This is a genomic window from Mucilaginibacter sp. OK098, assembly GCF_900142915.1.
Classification (GTDB): domain Bacteria; phylum Bacteroidota; class Bacteroidia; order Sphingobacteriales; family Sphingobacteriaceae; genus Mucilaginibacter.
Window position 1 is genome coordinate 274,559 of sequence record NZ_FRCM01000009.1, and the last position, 18,691, is coordinate 293,249.

Genomic DNA, 18,691 nt, shown 5'->3' on the forward strand with positions numbered 1-18,691 from the left:
TTATAACAATATATATCAAATATCATGTAAATTTATCAATATGTTAGCAATTTGAAACAAAGATTGAGGTAGTTAATTTACTTGAATTCATATACTTTCCATATCACCCCCTATGACCTCGCCTTCCTGGGGACGATATTTATTGGGCTGACTTTTTCGCTGCAGTTATGGTTCACCAAAAAGATCAACCGGGCCGCAAACAGGTTTCTTGGCCTGGCACTGGCAACCATCGTTTTGTGGATGGCCTGGGTACTGGGTATTGACATCCGGCTGGGGACCTACTTTCCCCGTTGGAGCTGGCTGCCGCTGCAATTTTCGCTGACACTTGGCCCGCTGATCTGTTTTTATGTGCTTAAAATAACCTGGCCCGAATATAAACTCCGCTGGAAAGATCTGCTGCATTTCAGCCCATTGTTATTGCAACAAGGCATCCTGATATTGGAGATTAAAGAGAGTATGAGTACAGGCGCTGCTACTTATGATACGCTGACCTTTCAGCAAATGAACCCGATATTACAGCTACTGGCATTTATCTCGGTCGCCACCTATTTATATTGGTCTTTCAGGCTGATAGAACGCTTTTATCAACGGCTCAAATTTAATGATGTGAGTGATAGGTTCCGGTACCAGTTGCGCTGGTTGCATCGCTTACTGACGGGTTTCGGTTTGTTATGGCTATTGTGGATCCCTTTTACAGCCCTGGATTATTTTTATTACCATTACCAATTAAGTATACATGCTTACTATCCTTTGTATCTCCTTTTAGCAGTAATAACTATTTGGATGGCGGCTGTAGCTTTTTTGCGACAAGAGGCTGGCGTGGTGGCCGACGCCCCTTCATTTTTAAAGCCGCAGCTTCCTGCGGGTTTGAAGCAAAAAGGCACATTGCTTAAAAAAGCCGTGAAAGCCGGCCTTTATTACCAGGACCCGGAACTTAGTTTAAACTCGCTGGCTGATAAGCTTGAGCTGACGCCCCATGAATTATCCCGGATTATCAATACAGCGCTCAAAAAAAGCTTCAATGATTTCATTAATGAACACCGCGTTGCGGACCTAATCCGAAAAATGCAGGACCCTGCTTATGACCATATCACCCTGCTGGGTATTGCGTTTGAATCGGGATTCAACTCTCAAAGCACCTTTAACCGCATTTTTAAGCAGATGACCGGGAAAAGTCCACTGGAATATAAAAATGACCTAAAAAAAGAGTACCCATCTTATAACTTGGGAGGCCATTCCCAATTTGCGCCGTTAATTTTGCATCGTGAAACCCCTCCTAAGTGGTCTCATGACAAATTAAACGGCAACTATATGTTTAAAAACTATTTTAAAATCGCTTGGCGGAATATCGTTCGCCATCAAAGCTATTCTGCCATTAATATGGCCGGGCTGACTGTCGGGATTGCAGCCTGCCTGCTTATATTTGTAGTTGTTCAGTATGAACTTAGCTTTGATACCTATCAGCCGGGTTATAAAAGCACATACCGCATTGTTACAAAAAAAGACCGGGAAGGCAACATCAGGTACAGTGCGGGAATATCAACACCGGCTGTCGATGCCTTTCGTCTTTATTTCCCGCAAGCTACTGTTGCAGGTATCAATGCCATTTATGGCAGTCAGATTGTAGCGCCGGCTGCCAACGGCAACCCGGCCAGCGATAAAAAATTTGTAGAAAACACCGGCATTATGTTTGCCGAACCCCAGCTTTTCGATATTTTTTCAGCAACGTGGCTCGTCGGTAGTCCATCGGCTTTAAAGAATCCCAATATGGTGGTGATAGATAAAAGCAGTGCTGTTAAATATTTTGGCGATTGGCAATCTGCCATGGGAAAATCACTCCGGATGGACAACCTGCTGACGTTAAAGGTGGCAGGTGTGATACAGGATGTACCTGCAAATACTGACCTTCCGTTAAAGGTGTTGGTTTCATATATCACCTGGAAACAAAACGCGAAAACCTATAGATATTCGTACACTTGGGACGAAACCAGCAGCGACTGCCAGGTATATATAAAATTTGCTGCAAATATATCGCAAAGCACCATCACCAGGCAAATGCTCAGCTTTTCCGAAAAACAATTTGATAACAATAAACGCACTGCCAAAAAAAGATATGCGATAGCACAACCCTTATCGGAGCTCCATTTTGATACTCGTTATAACGATACACTGGGTGATCATATAACCAACAGGGCCACCCTGCGCACCCTATCGCTTATCGCTGTACTCATCATCATTATGGCATCCATCAATTTCATCAATCTTTCAACAGCGCAATCTGTCGGCCGGTCTAAAGAGGTAGGCATCCGCAAAGTGCTGGGCAGTACCCGCGGGCAATTGATAGGCCTGGTGATGTGCGAAACGATCATTATCGTTCTGTTTTCGGCCTGGCTTGCGGTAGGTGTGGCCGAACTGGCTTTGCCATTACTCAAAAGCATCGCCAGCGTGCCTGATACCATAGGCTTGTTCAATCCGGGCGTATTGCTTTGCCTGGCTTGCGTAATATGCACAGTAGTGCTGCTTTCCGGGGTGTACCCGGCACTCATCGTAGCAGGGTTCAAACCAATCCAGGCATTGAAGAATAAAATCAATTCCACAGCTGCCGGTGGTATATCGCTTAGGCGTGTGCTGGTAGTTACCCAGTTTGCCATCTCGCAGTTGTTGATTATTGGAACGGCTATAGCCGTTAAACAAATGGATTTTGTAAACAACGCCGACCTTGGCTTTAATAAAGAAGCAATACTGGCAATACCATGTCCTGCCGATAGCATCGGTTTATCACGCCTGAACAGTTTTAAACAACAGATACTTACATTACCGGGTGTAAAAGCTGCGAGCTTTTCATCTGATGTACCATCGTCAGCCCATAACAATTCATCCAACTTTTTTTTCAATCATTCAGTAAAAGATCCCGGCTTCGATGCTTTTTTGAAAGTAGCCGATGCCGATTACTTTAAAACCTTCGGCCTCAGGATTATAGCGGGCAAAGGCTACGAACCGAGCGACACCGCCCGCCAGTTGGTAGTTAATGAAACCTTTGTACACAAACTCGGCTTTAAACGCGCGGACGATGTTTTGGGCAAAACCATCACCTTTGATAGTTACGCAAACCTGCCAATAGTTGGCGTGGTAGCCGATTTTAAGACCAATTCGATGCATGAGGAAATTAAACCCCTCGTCATATACCCAACCAAACAATCGGAACAGCAAATAGCGGTAAAAATTGAAGGCCAAAAGCTGACAAAGACGGTGGCTGCAGTACAAAACCTTTGGAAAAACAGCTACCCTGAATATGCCTACACGGGCTTTTTTGTTGATGATAGCATTGCCAAATTTTATAAGCAGGAAAACCAGATGGAGCAGATCTACAAAATATTTGCGCTCATTGCTATTTTTATTTCCTGTCTTGGCTTGTACGGCCTGGTTTCGTTTATGGCGGTACAGCGTACCAGGGAGGTGGGCATACGAAAAGTTTTAGGTGCGTCTATAGGAAGCATTGTGTATTTGTTTTCAAAAGAATTTATAGCACTTATTGCGCTGGCATTTGTAATTGGAGCGCCCGCCGCCTGGTACCTGATGAACGGATGGCTGCAAACGTTCGCCTATCGTATTTCGCCTGACGTATGGGTTTTTGTGGCAGCTATTGCAACCTCGTTATTAATAGGCTGGGCCACTGTAGGTTATAAAGCCGTAAAATCCGCACTGGCAAACCCGGTGAAAAGTTTACGGAGCGAGTAATAGTAAATTTCCGTTCAATCTTTTAATGCGTTCTGTTGTAAAATACAGGCGCATTTGTTATGTTTATTAAATAGATGACACTTAGCCAAAAAATTTTCGCCGCGCGAAATAAAAAAGGAATTACACAGGAAGAACTGGCCGGTTTGATGAAAGTTAGTGTCCGAACCATCCAAAGAATTGAAAGTGGCGAAAGCTCTCCCCGCAAATATACCCTTAAAGCGGTAGCTGAAGCTTTGGATCTGTCGTTTGAAGAACTTTCCCTGGAACCTGCTGATGATGATAGGGAGGAAACCAAACATTTTTTAATACTGCTGTGTGTTTCCTGTTTTTCATACCTGCTATTGCCTTATATCCACTTTTTAATCCCCTCATGGTTATTAAAAAACAGGAAGGAGCAAAATGCAGTCGCACGGCAATTTGCAAGAAAAGTGATCCGGACACAGATTTACTGGATCATTGCCACCATGCTGTTTTTCCTGCTGGTGCTGCTGATTAATTTTCTTCTTCAAGTTTATCTCTCAAACCCGCGCTTTATCAGTTACCTGCTTCCTTTTTTTATTATGTACGTGGCAAATGCAATCATCATTATCTTCAACTTAAGGAGAGTTCAAACGCTTTCCCTTAATTAGCGTGTAAACGTCGTGTAAATGTCGGTCAGAATTCCCGGAAACCGAGCCTACTTTTGACTCAAATTATTTACATCATGCATCAATCAACCATCCTTAAAAGAAAAATATTTTCCGGCATTATTATCTTCTTGGTTTTTTATTTCACAAATACCAACGCCCAAAATGCCCATTCAACCAGTCAATTGCAACTGCCAACTCAGGAGTATAAGGTTAAATTTACCTGGCTTGGCGATACCGTTAATGCAAAATGGGAGCCATATTCGGCCCTGCTTATCCCGGTTCGTCTTCCGGGTTGCCCAAAACAGCTTTATATGCAGTTTGATCTGGGGGCACCGCATTCACTTTTTTATAAAAACACGCTAAGAGCCATCCGGGCAAAATATTTTAATAGCGTGCCTGTTATAGATACCTCGTCAAAGGTACACGATATGGTGTTTCTGTTAGGCAATCAAAAAGTATTAGCTAAAGAGATCGGCTTAAAAGATTTTGGAGATACCGCCATAAGCCGGGATAGCAAAGGCATAACGGTTATAGGCACACTAGGGGTTGATCTTATTGATAATAAAACCGCAATTATAGATTACCCGGGAAAACAGCTTATGATAAGCAATGAAATTCCCGGCATGCTAAAAAGCCGGGTTCCGCTATCCCCCTTTATGTACATACAAGGCAGCATCCTGTTGCCGGCGCTTATCCGTGGTAAGCAATCGCTGCTGTATTTTGATACAGGCTCCAGCGCCTTTGAGCTGCTAACAAGTAAGGAAATTTGCAATGCGCTTGCTATGCCAAATACATCCCCGGTATCCTATCCTGTAAAATCATGGGGTAAAACCCTTACTGCCAATACAGTTGCCACTGCTGACAGCTTGATTCTTGCCTCGCATAAGCTGCCCATTAAATTCGCTACTTATATAGAGGGCGCAAGTGATACGCAGATCCAGCAAATGATGAAGATGGGGATTGGGGGGATGACCGGGAACAAATTATTTTTGAATACCATCCTGGTGCTCGATACCCGGAATAAAAAGTTTGGTGTAGTATCAAAGTAAGATTGTCTGAATCAGAGTTTCTGGCAATTCAAATAATCCCACCCCGCTGGCTGTGTCCCCACAGCCAGCTATTATATTGTGTCCCCGCAGCCAGCTATTATATTGCGTCCTCACAGCAGGCTATCATATAAGGAACAGGCCAGGCAATGGAAAATCCAGACAATTTTCCCGATATTTAACCATGAAAAAATCTGCATGGGTTTTACTGCTGTTTTGCTTTGCCTGCACATCAAAGCCAAAAGCGCCTATTGTACATATCAGCCTTGCTGACAGCAATCGTTCAGTAAAATTTAAGGGAATTGATTACGCAATCATCAGCGAAATAAGTCGCGATTCAATACCCGGTATCTGGGAAAGCCTTTTGCCGGTTTACCGCCTGCCTGCCGATACGGATCTGAAAAACTACCAGCCTGTACAACATGGCCGCTATACCCTGAAGGATAGTGCGGTAATATTTACACCCGACACCGCTTTTGTAAAAGGGCAAACCTACTTTATGCGCTACTACCAGTTTAAAGGCGAAAACATATGGGATTATATTAAAGGAAAAAAAAGACTAGGTAAAACAAGTTATAGTGATTTATTGATTAAGTTATGAGGGGTTGATTAGGTTAGATTTAGTTGCTTAAGTTGTTAAAAAAGCCTCAACCACTCACTTAATCAACCTAATCTAACTCGATCAACTAAAAATACACTTGAAAATTTGAATAAAAATTATTACATTTGCATCTGAATTAAAAAAGAGGGGGCGTTTGTCCCCTCTTTTATTTTATCAATCAAATTATTTGAGAGATAGTGAATATTGAAAAAAGAGTAAAGGAACTGGTAGAAGAGAAAATAGCCGATAAGCCAAACCTGTTTTTAGTGGATATAAAAATGCACAGTAACGGGAAGCTGATGATATTGGTTGATGGCGATAACGGGATAGGCATTGATGATTGTGTGGCCATAAGCAGGCATGTAGGCTTCCATCTGGAAGAGGAAAATGTAATAGAAACTGCTTATAACCTGGAGGTTTCATCGCCGGGGATTGATACGCCGCTAACATCTGCCAGGCAGTATGCAAAAAACATTGGCCGCTCATTAGCTATTAAAATGGCGGATGGCGCCAAACGCGAAGGCAAGCTTACGGGTATTACGGAAGATGCCATTATAGTAGAAGAAATAATAAAAGAAAAAGGGAAAAAGGCCGAGACTGTTGAGAGCGTGATCCCAATTGATAAAATAACAGAAACAAAAGTTTTAATATCATTCAAGTAGGAAAATGAGCAATATTAATTTAATTGATTCTTTTCAGGAATTTAAAGATTTCAAAAACATCGATCGCCCAACGATGATGAGCGTGCTGGAAGACGTTTTCAGAAGCATGATCAGGAAAAAATATGGCACCGACGAAAATTGCGACGTAATTGTTAATACAGATAACGGTGACTTGGAGATCTGGCGTACCCGTAAGGTTATGGAAGATGGCTTTAGCGAGGATGATGACCTGGAAATTGAACTGAAAGAGGCGAAAACACTTGATCCAACCCTTGAGGTTGGTGACGAGCATATCGAACAGATCACACTGGAAAGCTTTGGCCGCCGTGCTATATTAGCAGCACGGCAAACGCTGGTTTCTAAAATTTTAGAACTGGAGAAAGACGAGATCTTTAAAAAATATAAAGACCGCGTGGGCGAAATTGTTACCGGCGAGGTTTACCAGGTTTGGAAAAAAGAAACTTTGGTGCTTGATGATGAAGGCAATGAGCTATTGCTTCCAAAATCAGAGCAGATCCCGGCCGACTACTTTAAAAAGGGCGATAGCGTTAAAGCTGTTGTTGATAAGGTAGATATGCTGAACAGCAACCCCAAGATCATTATATCGCGCACAGCACCTGAGTTTTTACAGCGCTTGTTTGAGCAGGAAGTTCCTGAAATTTTCGACGGGCTGATCACCATTAAAAAAATTGTACGTGAACCGGGCGAAAGGGCTAAGGTAGCGGTTGAATCATACGATGATCGTATTGATCCGGTTGGCGCCTGTGTGGGCATGAAAGGATCACGGATCCATGGTATTGTACGTGAATTGAAAAACGAAAATATTGATGTTATAAACTACACCAATAATTTGCAGTTGTACATTCAGCGCGCATTATCGCCGGCTAAGATCACCTCTATTAAGTTAGACGATGAGAAAAAAACGGCCGCCGTTTATTTAAAACCCGACCAGGTTTCATTAGCAATTGGTCGTGGTGGACACAATATCAAGCTTGCAGGTAAACTTACAGGCTATGAAATTGATGTTTACCGCGAAGCGGACGAAACTGATGAGGATGTGGATATTGAAGAATTTACTGACGAAATTGACAGCTGGATTATTGATGAATTTAAACGAATTGGTTTAGATACAGCAAAATCTGTACTGGCATTAACAGTTGGCGAATTGGTAAAACGCACCGATCTGGAAGAAGAAACTGTAAAAGAAGTACTATCAATTCTGCAAGCTGAGTTTGAATAAACGAAATAAACCAAAATTAAAATCGTATTTTTGCACAAAATAGCAGAGAATTAATTATAATAAATGTCAGAAGACAAATCCATAAAATTATTTACAGCGGCAAAAGAGCTGAATATCGGTACAGGTACTATCGTTGACTTTTTGGCAACGAAGGGGTATAAGGTACAAAAACACCCTACTACCCAGCTTGATGGCGATATGTACAGCGCTCTTTTGAAAGAATTTGCTGTGGATAAAATTATTAAGGAGGAAGCTAAGCAGATCAGTATCGGAAAGATCCGGAAGGAAGAGCCTGCTCCGTTTCCCGAAAAGCCTGTAGATCACCGCCGCTCGCGTGACTTTGAAAATGAAGAGATCCTTATAAAAGGGATCGGCAATCATTACAATGCGCCGCCTGCTGAAAAACCAAAGCCTGTTGAGCCGCCAAAACCCGAAAAGGTTGAAGAGCAGCATAACGAGGTTTTACCTGGTGTAAAAATAGTAGGTAAAATAGACCTTGACAACCTTAACGCCAAACCGCAGCAAGTTGAAAAACCTGTTGTTAAAAAAGAGGAAGAGGTTGTTATACCCGAAGCTGTAGCGCCGGCACCCGTGCCGCAGCCACAGCCTGAACCGGTAAAGGAAGAGCCAAAAGAAGTAATTCCGGAAGCGCCTAAAGCCGAAGAAGTTAAAATAGAAGTTGCACCGGTTGTAACTCCCGCACCTGTTGCTGAACCAGTAGTAGCGGTAGTTGAACCTGTTCCTGCACCTGTACCTGTACCGGAAGTTGTTGCACCAGTTGCTATAGCTGCCGATGAACCGCAGGAACCGGAAGTAATTCGTGCCAAGGCCGAACGCTTAACCGGCCCTAACGTTATTGGAAAGATCCAGTTACCTGTTAATGCGCCAAAACGCAACCCGGTAGCTTCATCATCAAATACCAATAGCGCAGCAGATCATAAACGCAAAAGAAAACGTAAAGATAACCAGGGCCCCGGTCATAATAATAACCAGGGCGGAAATCAGCAGATCAATCCTGCCAACCAGGTGCCTAACCCTCCGGGGTCACAGCAGGCACATGGCGGTAACCGTCCGGACTTCAGGAACAGGGGTAATAACCCTGGCACTGGCGGAGGAGCGCCTCACCAGGGTGGCGGCGGCGGTAATCGTCCGGATTTCAGGAACAACCGTAATACAACACCAAATACAGGTCCGAAGGAAGAACCTTCAGAAAAAGATATCCAGGACCAGATTAAGGCAACATTAGCGCGCCTTAGTGGGGCCGGTAAATCGGGTAAGTTTGCACAGCGTGCTAAATTCCGCCGTCAAAAGCGTGATGATGTAGCTGCAACTGCCGAAGAGCTGGCAATGGAGAATGAACTGCAATCAAAAGTATTAAAGGTTACGGAGTTTGTAACTGCTAATGAACTGGCCAGCATGATGGATGTTTCTGTAACGCAGATCATCTCTACCTGTATGAGCCTTGGCATGTTCGTATCCATCAACCAAAGGCTTGATGCTGAAACGTTGAGCATTGTTGCAGATGAGTTTGGCTACCAGATTGAATTTGTGAAACCACAGGATGAAGAGGGAAGCCTTGACCAGCCTGATGATCCGGAAAACCTGGTACCACGCGCGCCAATTGTAACCATAATGGGCCACGTTGACCATGGTAAAACATCATTGCTTGACTTTATCCGTAAAACAAACGTTATAGGCGGCGAAGCCGGGGGGATTACCCAGCACATTGGCGCATATGAAGTAACCTTACCGGATGACAAAGGAAAAATAACATTTTTGGATACACCGGGCCACGAAGCGTTTACCGCTATGCGTGCCAGGGGTGCCCAGGTAACAGATATAGTAATTATAGTAATTGCAGCTGATGATAGCGTGATGCCGCAAACCCGCGAGGCCATAAACCACGCGCAGGCTGCCGGAGCGCCAATTATCTTCGCCTTCAATAAAATTGACAGGCCGGGTGCAAATGCTGATAAGATTCGCGAACAACTTTCGGCCATGAATATTTTGGTTGAAGAGTGGGGCGGTAAATATCAATCGCAGGAGATCTCAGCCAAAACAGGCTTAAACGTTGATCTGCTGTTAGAAAAAGTATTGCTTGAAGCCGAGTTGCTTGAATTGAAAGCTAACCCTAATAAACGTGCCGTAGGTACAGTTATTGAAGCTGCTTTAGATAAAGGGCGCGGTATTGTTACTACCATATTAGTACAGGCCGGTAACTTAAAAGTTGGTGACCCGATACTTGCAGGCTGTTACAGCGGGCGTGTAAAGGCATTGACAAACGAGCGTGGCCAAAGGGTTGAATCTGCAGGCCCGTCAACACCGGTACAGGTGCTTGGTATGCAGGGTGCACCAACAGCAGGTGATAAATTTAACGTGCTTGAAAGCGAAGTTGAAGCCCGCGAAATTGCAAACAAACGTTTACAATTACAACGCGAACAAGGCTTACGCACACAAAAACACATTACGCTTGATGAAATTGGCCGCCGTTTGGCAGTTGGTAACTTTAAGGAGCTTAACATTATTGTTAAGGGTGACGTGGATGGATCAATCGAAGCATTGTCTGATTCATTGCTGAAACTTTCAACCGAGCAGATCCAGGTAAATATTATCTCGAAAGCCGTAGGGCAGATCTCTGAATCTGACGTATTGCTGGCTTCTGCTTCTGATGCCATCATCATAGGTTTCCAGGTACGCCCTTCAGGCGGTGCACGTAAACTGGCCGAGGCTGAGCAGATAGATATCAGGCTTTACTCCATCATTTACGATGCGATAAATGAAATTAAGGCAGCTATGGAAGGCATGCTTGCACCAACCTTTGAAGAGAAGATCGTTGCAAACGTTGAAATTCGTGAAACATTCAAGATCAGCAAGGTTGGTACAATTGCCGGCTGTATGGTGCTTGATGGTAAAATTACACGTAACAGCAAGATCCGTATCATTCGCGAAGGTGTGGTAATTTACACCGGCGAGCTGGCTTCATTAAAACGCTTTAAGGATGATGTTAAGGAAGTTAGTGCTAACTACGAGTGCGGTTTAAACATCCAGAACTTTAATAACATTGAAGTAGGCGACATTGTTGAAGCATACGAAAACGTAGAAGTTAAGCGCAAGCTGTAACTTTAACAAAATTTAAGTAAAAAGGCTCCCTGGTATTTCCGGGGAGCCTTTTTGCTTTGTTACCTTCCGGCAACCGGACAGAGATGCTTTTTAGCATGACGGTGCATTTTATGATGGTGCTTATGGTAAACCTTTTTATGGTGCGTAACCTGTGCGTTTACAGCACTAAAGCTAAACATAGCCAGCAAACCAATTGCTAATACTTTTAATGATTTCATACTAGTTGGGGTTAATAATGTTGCTAATATTACAGATGTTGCTTAGAAGCAGGAATGGCAGTTTGTAACATTATTAAAACAATTGAGGGTATTTTAAATAAGACAATACTTAATTTAAAACTAAAAAGGCAGTTTTTTTAAAAAATGCTTATACTCACTTGGTTATTAGCATAATCTACCGTAAATTCCATTTTTAACCTTAAAACAGATTTAGCCTAAATTCATGAACAAATATATTTACCTGTTTTCAACAGTGCTTTTGCTTTGCGCATTTTTTTGCCAAAATGCTTTTGCACAAGCAGCACTAAGCGACAGTAGTTCGCAACAAAATGCTCTAAATAACGCGGTAAGCTTATATAATACATCATTAGGTAACCAGGTGCCCATTTATACAGGGCCTGAATATTATTTTTATGATCCGCACATTAAAGGCAATGCTTATTTTAATGAAGTGAACGGTTTTACAAAAGGATCAGTTTATTATGATGGCATAGCATATAACAATATAGCTATGTTGTATGACCTCAACCTTGACCAGGTAGTGGTATTGCTGCCCAGCCACATTTCAAAGTTTTCTTTACTTAAAGAGCGTGTAAAAACTTTCGACTTTTTGGGAAACCATTTTATAAATATCAATGCTGATACAATGGTTAATACCCCCCTCAGCTCAGGTTATTACAACCAGCTTTACAAGGGTAAGTGTGAAATACTGGGTAAATATTCAAAAAGTATCCAAACAACTACAAGCACACTAAGCGGTTTGGAAAATTATTTCGATTATTCAAAAATTTATTATTTAAAGAAAAATAACGTTTACCAAAGCTTTAGCAGCAAGGGATCGCTTCTTGATATTTTAAAAGATAAAAAGAAGGAATTAAAGAAATACATTAAAACTAACAACATAGTATACAAAGACAATCCCGAAGAAGCCATGGTCAAAATCACAGCATGGTATGACCATTTATCAAACTAATATGAGAACATTATACCTTGCATGTTTTTGCTTTCTGGTTTTCTTACAAGCGGTTTCGGCGCAGCAAAATAGCACAAAGTTATTTACCGCAAATTTTCAGCAGGCAACTATCTCACAATTTGTAAACGAGATTGAATCAAAAAGCAACTATCATTTTTACTATGATCCCATGCAGTTTGATAGTTTAAGGGTTACCCTGCAGGTAACAGATAAGCCGCTTGAAACAATATTAGACCTCGCTTTTAAAAAAACAGCTTTTGTTTATGCAATTAACCAGCAGCGGCAAGTGTTTTTAACAAAGGGGCGGCAAATAAAAACTGAATTGGCCACAGGCTATTCGCAGGTGCATTCAAATGCCCCGGTTGTGCAAACGGCCCCCACCGCTGATTACACTGCCGAAGCCGAAAAAAAGGTGACTGAGGCAACAACAGAAAATAAACTGTACGAAATAGGTGTCAAAACCAATAACATAAAAGCAGGAAAGGCAATATTGAGTGGGTATATCCGTGATATTAAATCAGGAGAGGCGGTTACCGGAGCAAGCATTTACGTTGCAAATACAAAAACAGGGGCCGCTACAGACCAGTTTGGCTATTTCTCAATAACCCTGCAGCGCGGCAGGGAAACATTACTGGTTAGAGGGCTGGGCATGCGCGATACCCGGCGCCAGATCATCCTATACTCTGACGGGAAGCTGAATATTGAGATGCAGGAACAAATAAATAGCTTAAAAGAAGTTAAGATCTCTGCTGATAAGGTAGCAAATGTAAGGAGTACGGATTTAGGAGTAACCCGCCTGGATATTAAAAATATAAAGCAGATCCCCACCGCATTCGGCGAGGCTGACGTTTTAAAAGTTGTATTAACATTGCCCGGTGTTACATCAGTAGGTGAAGCTACCACCGGTTTTAACGTTCGCGGCGGTGCGGCCGACCAGAATTTGATTTTACTTGATGGTAATACCATTTATAATCCTGCTCACTTTTTTGGCTTTTTTGCTGCTTTTAACCCTGATATTGTTAAGGATATTGAACTTTATAAAAGCAGCATCCCCGAAAAGTTTGGCGGGCGTTTATCATCTGTATTGGATATTACCAACCGGGAAGGGAATAAAAAGATCTTTACCGGATCGGCCGGTATAGGTTTGTTAACCAGCAGGCTAAATGTTGAAGGCCCGCTTATTAAGGATAAAACATCATTTATATTTGGCGGCCGTACCACTTATTCTGACTGGCTGCTAAAGCTGCTGCCCGAATCATACAAACACAGCCAGGCATCGTTTTATGATTTTAATTTGGGTATAAGCCACCAGGTGAACGAGAAAAATAATCTTTATTTAAGCGGATATCTTAGTAAGGATAAATTTAAATTGAATAGCGATACCGCCTATTCATACAGCAACAAAAATATCAACATTAAATGGAAACACAATTTTAACAACAAATTATACAGCTTAATATCCGCCGGGATTGACAGGTATCAGTATGACGTATCAAGCAGTGCAAACCCTGTAAATGCGTATGACCTTGGGTTCAACATCAACCAATCAAACTTCAAATCAGATTTTACTTATTACCTGAGCAACAAGCATACCATCAACTTTGGCTTAAGCTCTATATTATATAAAATCAATCCCGGTACATTTGTGCCAAACGGGCCGCAATCATTGATAGCGCCTGATGCTATTCCAACTGAAAAAGCGTTGGAAAGCGCATTGTATTTAGGCGATAAATTTGATGTTACCGATAATTTAACAATTAGCGCAGGTGTTAGGTTTAACGTTTATAATTACCTGGGGCCCCAAACAGTTAATAACTATGCACCAAATTTACCAAAGGAACCGGCCAACATACTTGACAGTACGAAATATGGGAGTGGCAAATTTATTAAAACATATAGCGCACCTGATATAAGGATTTCTGCACGTTATTTATTAAGTGATAATTTATCAATAAAGGCAGGTTATAATACATTGCATCAGTACATCCATTTATTATCCAACAGCACTTCAATATCCCCAACTGATGTTTACAAATTGAGTGATCCGAACATTAAGCCCGAGAATGGCGACCAGGTTTCATTAGGACTTTTCAAAAATGCTAAAGCCAATACTATTGAAATGTCTGTAGAGGTATATTATAAAAGGCTAAGGAATTATCTTGATTATAAAAGTGGTGCGGTGCTATTGTTAAACCACCATATTGAGCAGGATGTAATTAATACCCAGGGTAAAGCGTATGGCGCTGAGTTTTTGCTTAAAAAAACAGCCGGTAAATTAAACGGATGGGTAAGCTACACCTACTCACGTACTTTTTTAAGGCAGGATGACCCTTATGCCGGCGAGTTTATAAACGGAGGCAGATATTACCCGGCAAATTATGACAAACCACATTCGGTTAATTTTAATGGTAATTACCGTTTCACCCACCGTTATAGCGTATCATTTGATGTTTCATATAGTACCGGCAGGCCAATCACACTACCAATTGCCAAATATGAATATGCAGGTTCTGAAAGGGTATTTTATTCGGATAGAAATATATACCGGATCCCTGATTATTTCAGGTCTGATTTTTCGATCATTATTGACGGTAATCACCGGGTACATCAGCTAACACATAATTCATGGACCATTGGTGTGTATAATATAACCGGCAGGCAAAATGCTTATTCAACCTTTTTTACCGAACAAAGCGGTGTAATAAGCGGGTATAAGCTCTCCATTTTTGCAGCACCAATACCGTTTATTAACTATAATATAAGGTTTTAATATAATGAATGAACAAATAAATAACCCTAAATTTTTGCCAATAAGAGAGGATATGAGAAACTGGAAAACTTTATTATTTGTAATTATGTTAGCTATTGGATGTAAAAAACCATATAATCCAAAGGTTATAAGCTCACCCAACAGTTACCTCGTTGTTGAGGGCGTAATTAACACCAATGATGTTACAACTATTAAGCTTAGCCGAACGGTTAATCTTTCAAGCGGTGTAACTACAAACCCTATACAGGCCAATCTTGTTATTGAATGTGATAACGGCAGTAATTATGGATTAAACGAGGTTGGCAACGGTGTTTATCAATTAGCGGGCGTTACGCTTGATAATACCAGGAAATTCAGGCTGAGGATAACTACATCAGATAATAACAAGGTATACCTTTCAGATTATGAACAGGCAAAAATCACACCGCCTATTGATAGTGTTGGCTTTATAGCTAACGGCAATAAATTACAACTTTATGCCAACACGCACGATCCTAACAACAACACCCACTATTATCGTTTTGATTATACAGAAACCTGGAAGTTTCATTCGCTGTATTACTCAACTTACCTATCTAACGGAACCGCAATAGTAGCCAGGAATAGTGACCAGCTGATATATTATTGCTTTGCAAATAGCACATCCAGTACCATAATTTTAGGCTCAACTGCCAAACTAACACAGGATTTATTATTTCAGGCCCCTTTAACAGCCATTGAATCCACATCTGAAAAAATAGAATTAAAGTACAGTATTCTTGTTCATGAGTATGCATTAACAGCAGCCGGATACAAATTTTGGGAAAGCCTGAAAACAAATACGGAACAGTTAGGGAGTATTTTTGATGCGGAGCCATCACAACTTATCGGGAATATACATAACATAGCAGATGCAAGTGAACCAGTGATTGGATATATAAGCACCAGCACTATTCAATCCAAAAGAATTTTTATTACCAGTGAGCAATTGCCGCAATCATGGAAGCCAAATTATCCTTATGAGTGCAACCTAGATTCTTTCTTATATGATCGCCCTAAAACACACATCAACGAGGTTGCGCAAACCTTGATCCCGGGGATAGAAATACCTGTTTCAGGCATTTACACGCCAGCAGGTCTGGTGCCTATAGGTTATACAGGATCTGGTGCATTTTGTGTTGATTGCACATTGCGCGGTAGTAAGCAGCAGCCTGATTTTTGGAAATAATGTTGTTAAATATAAATAACCAGCAAAATAAAACGACCGGTTAAATGCTATCCAAATTTAAGAAATACTTGAATAAGCATAATACAAAAGTACCCTTTGAAATAGTAAAATAATATTTGATCATGAAAAATACCATACGGGCAACTAAGATAATGCTGTTGACTTCAGCCTTTTCCATGCTAGTGCTAAGTAGCAGGGCCCAGGCTATTCTACAGGAAGTGCAAAACAGCTTTAACTTATATAAGCAAAGTGTTTTACAGGAAAAAGTATTTGTTCATACTGATAAAAGCACTTATTTGCCTGGTGAGATAATATGGTTTAAAGTTTATTGCGTTGATGGGAATGTTCATAAGCCGTTAAACCTGAGCAAGGTTGTTTATGTTGAAGTTTTGGATAATAGCCAAAACCCGGTAGCGCAGGCTAAAATCTCACTGAAAAATGGCATTGGCGATGGCTCTGTATATGTGCCGGTAACGGTAAATAATGGAAATTATAAATTCAGGGCTTATACCAACTGGATGAAAAATTTTAGTCCGGATTATTATTTTGAAAAAACGATCACCTTTTTAAATCCGTTAAAATCGCCTGACAACATAACAAAGGAAGCCGCAAATAATTATGATATTCAGTTTTTTCCGGAAGGAGGTAATTTAGTTGGCGGTATTACAAGTAAGGTGGCTTTTAAAGCTATAGATAAAAATGGCCTCGGCATTGCTTTTACAGGCGTTATTACTGATCAGCATAATGACACGGTAGCCCGGTTTAAGCCGTTAAAATTTGGCATGGGGAGTTTTCCATTCACCCCTGTGGCAAACAGTACGTACAAAGCTGTTGTAAAATTCAATAACGAAGTTGTTACTAAAAATCTGCCCGACATAAATAGCCAGGGCTATGTAATGAGTATTACTGATAATGGCGCGCAGTTAGCTATAACAGTGAGAGGTACTGATGGAAACATTTATCTTTTTGCGCATACCCGGCAAATGGTAAAAGCTGCCGAAAGCGCAAATATTAGTAACGGAATTGCTCATTTCGCCATAAACAAAAATTTGCTTGGTGACGGAATCTCAAGTATCACCATTTTTAATAATGCCAAACAACCTGTTTGCGAAAGGCTGTATTTTAAACGCCCGGCTCAAAAACTGTTTATTGATGCAAGCGCCGATCAGCCGCAATACGCTTTGCGCAAAAAAGTTAACATAACCGTTTTGGCAAAAGACCAGGCCAGCAACCCTGTACCTGCGAATATGTCAATGGCTGTTTACCGGATTGATTCATTGCAGGATATTGACCACAGCAATATTTTTGATTACTTGTGGCTAAGCTCAGATCTAAAGGGTCGTATTGAATCGCCTGACTACTACTTTAAGAACACCAATGCCGAAACGGATGAAGCGTTAGATAACCTGATGCTTACCCAGGGCTGGCGCAGGTTTCAATGGAGCCAGGTGCTTGAAAACAAGCCCATGGCATTTAACTATCTGCCTGAATATAACGGGCATATTGTTACTGCAAAAATTACAAATACCCAAACCAATACTCCTGCCTCAAATATAATGACCTATATTGGGGTGCCCGGTAAAAGAGTACAGGTATATGTATCGCAGAGCGACTCGTTAGGGCACCTGTTTTACAGCACAAAAGATTTTTATGGACCTGGCGAGATAGTTGCCCAAACCAACAACTCGCTTGACAGTACTTACAGGATAGATATTTTAAGCCCTTTTTCAGAACAATACTCAAAAACGTTGCTGCCAAAATTTGAATTTGCCAATGGTATGCAAAACGCTTTACAGGCACATAGTTTAGGCGTGCAGGTGTTGAATATTTATTCGGCAAATAGCATAAAGCGCTTTTATGATCCAGTGGTTGATAGCAGCGCATTTTACGGCAAGCCTTATAAAACTTATAAGCTTGATGATTTTACCCGCTTCACAACAATGGAAGAGGATTTACGCGAATACGTATCGGAAGATAATATAGTAAGATCAAAGGGGAAATTTCATATTAAAGTGCTTAATGACCGTGGTTTTTTAGATGGTGACCCCCTGGTACTCCTTGACGGCGTTCCTGTTTTTGATGTAAACAAAATTTTTTCTGTTGACCCACTGAAAGTAAAAAAGCTTGAGGTTATCCGCGAACGGTTTTATTATGGCCCATCGGCACAGGAAGGCATCTTTAGCTTTACTACCTACAAAGGAGACTTGGGTGGAGTAGAGCTCGATCCGCACGCTGTAGTAATTGATTACGAAGGGTTACAGTTACACAGGCAATTTTATTCACCTGCGTATAATACTGAGGCGCAAGCTACCGGCAGGGTCCCTGATTTCAGGAATCTGTTGTACTGGGCGCCAACAGTAAACAACCAGGGTAAAATATCCTTTTATACATCAGACCAGGCGGGGAAGTACATAGGTGTTATACAGGGAATTACAACCAATGGCGATGCCGGAAGCCAGCACTTTTCATTTGAAGTTAAATAGTGAG

The 18,691-nt window shown here is 41.5% G+C and carries 12 protein-coding genes; 11 read left to right on the forward strand and 1 reads right to left on the reverse strand.

Annotated elements, in window-relative coordinates; genetic code table 11:
* Positions 1 to 81 precede the first annotated feature (81 nt).
* The 7 genes from BUE31_RS27100 to infB all read left to right on the forward strand — a co-directional run bounded on the left by BUE31_RS27100 (position 82) and on the right by infB (position 11,036).
* Positions 82 to 3,738 carry an ABC transporter permease gene (locus BUE31_RS27100; protein WP_083620396.1) on the forward strand — a complete coding sequence of 1,219 codons (3,657 nt, stop codon included), beginning with the start codon at positions 82 to 84 and terminating at the stop codon, positions 3,736 to 3,738.
* Positions 3,739 to 3,812: 74 nt separating this feature from the next.
* Complete coding sequence (locus BUE31_RS27105) at positions 3,813 to 4,367, forward strand: helix-turn-helix domain-containing protein (protein WP_073406989.1); 555 nt, start codon at positions 3,813 to 3,815, stop codon at positions 4,365 to 4,367.
* A 74-nt stretch (positions 4,368 to 4,441) separates the two neighbouring features.
* Positions 4,442 to 5,416: a hypothetical protein gene (locus BUE31_RS27110; RefSeq protein WP_073406990.1), complete on the forward strand. Its 975-nt coding sequence runs from the start codon at positions 4,442 to 4,444 to the stop codon at positions 5,414 to 5,416.
* Positions 5,417 to 5,597: 181 nt separating this feature from the next.
* A complete protein-coding gene (locus BUE31_RS27115; protein WP_073406991.1) occupies positions 5,598 to 6,014 on the forward strand; it encodes a hypothetical protein in 417 nt (138 codons plus the stop codon).
* A 197-nt stretch (positions 6,015 to 6,211) separates the two neighbouring features.
* On the forward strand, positions 6,212 to 6,676 hold the full coding sequence (rimP, locus tag BUE31_RS27120; protein ID WP_073406992.1) for a ribosome assembly cofactor RimP: 465 nt from the start codon (positions 6,212 to 6,214) through the stop codon (positions 6,674 to 6,676).
* Positions 6,677 to 6,680: 4 nt separating this feature from the next.
* Positions 6,681 to 7,916: a transcription termination factor NusA gene (gene nusA / locus BUE31_RS27125; RefSeq protein ID WP_073406993.1), complete on the forward strand. Its 1,236-nt coding sequence runs from the start codon at positions 6,681 to 6,683 to the stop codon at positions 7,914 to 7,916.
* Positions 7,917 to 7,979: 63 nt separating this feature from the next.
* Positions 7,980 to 11,036: a translation initiation factor IF-2 gene (gene infB / locus BUE31_RS27130; protein WP_073406994.1), complete on the forward strand. Its 3,057-nt coding sequence runs from the start codon at positions 7,980 to 7,982 to the stop codon at positions 11,034 to 11,036.
* Between the two features lie 59 nt (positions 11,037 to 11,095).
* Here infB and BUE31_RS31200 read toward each other — a convergent pair whose 3' ends face one another.
* A complete protein-coding gene (locus BUE31_RS31200; protein ID WP_159440751.1) occupies positions 11,096 to 11,254 on the reverse strand; it encodes a hypothetical protein in 159 nt (52 codons plus the stop codon).
* Positions 11,255 to 11,477: 223 nt separating this feature from the next.
* Between BUE31_RS31200 and BUE31_RS27135 the strand changes: the two genes are divergently transcribed.
* The 4 genes from BUE31_RS27135 to BUE31_RS27150 all read left to right on the forward strand — a co-directional run bounded on the left by BUE31_RS27135 (position 11,478) and on the right by BUE31_RS27150 (position 18,687).
* Positions 11,478 to 12,227, forward strand: coding sequence for a hypothetical protein (locus tag BUE31_RS27135; protein ID WP_073406995.1), 750 nt, complete (start codon positions 11,478 to 11,480; stop codon positions 12,225 to 12,227).
* Between the two features lies 1 nt (position 12,228).
* Complete coding sequence (locus BUE31_RS27140; RefSeq protein WP_073406996.1) at positions 12,229 to 14,997, forward strand: TonB-dependent receptor; 2,769 nt, start codon at positions 12,229 to 12,231, stop codon at positions 14,995 to 14,997.
* A gap of 4 nt (positions 14,998 to 15,001) precedes the next feature.
* A complete protein-coding gene (locus tag BUE31_RS27145) occupies positions 15,002 to 16,204 on the forward strand; it encodes a DUF4249 domain-containing protein (protein ID WP_073406997.1) in 1,203 nt (400 codons plus the stop codon).
* 122 nt (positions 16,205 to 16,326) lie between these two features.
* On the forward strand, positions 16,327 to 18,687 hold the full coding sequence (locus tag BUE31_RS27150) for an MG2 domain-containing protein (RefSeq protein WP_073406998.1): 2,361 nt from the start codon (positions 16,327 to 16,329) through the stop codon (positions 18,685 to 18,687).
* Positions 18,688 to 18,691: the final 4 nt, after the last annotated feature.